Raw genomic sequence first — 538 nt, forward strand, 5'->3', positions numbered from 1 at the left:
ACCTCGAAGAAATCGATTACTCCATCTATAAAAGAGACGAGTTGGACGCGATGCTAGACTTCGCCAAGTCTCCGCACAGTGTCGGGTCGATCGTTTACGCATTATGCATGGTCTACAACATCGAGAAATTCCCAGCTAACAAACCGCGGCCGGCTACTTGGGCAGAGTTTTGGGATGTCGTGAAGTATCCCGGAGTTCGCACGTTGCCAACCGGAGAGTACGGAGAATACGGCCCTTGGGAAGAAGCTCTTCTGGCGGACGGTTTGCCTGCTGACGCCCTCTATCCTTTGGATATCGATCGAGCTTTCGCAAGCCTCGACAAGATCAAACCGCATATCCGCAAATGGTTCGCTACAGGGTCCGAGATCCAACAGATGCTGCACGATAAGGTTGTCGACTTGGCGGAGTCCTACGATGGCCGGGCCGTTGCATTGATCGACCAAGGCGCGCAGGTTGAGATCAATCGAAACCAGCAAAAGATGACCTGGGAAAGCTGGGCAATCCCCAAGGATAGCCCGAATCCCGAGAACGCACAGAG

The 538-nt window shown here is 53.5% G+C and carries 1 protein-coding gene; it reads left to right on the forward strand.

The window, feature by feature from the left end; genetic code table 11:
• Positions 1 to 107: 107 nt before the first annotated feature.
• On the forward strand, positions 108 to 538 hold a 431-nt coding region (locus EN780_RS37120; protein ID WP_245500273.1), incomplete at its 3' end, for an extracellular solute-binding protein.

The sequence above is a fragment of the Mesorhizobium sp. M4B.F.Ca.ET.089.01.1.1 genome, assembly GCF_004022605.1.
GTDB lineage: Bacteria > Pseudomonadota > Alphaproteobacteria > Rhizobiales > Rhizobiaceae > Mesorhizobium > Mesorhizobium abyssinicae.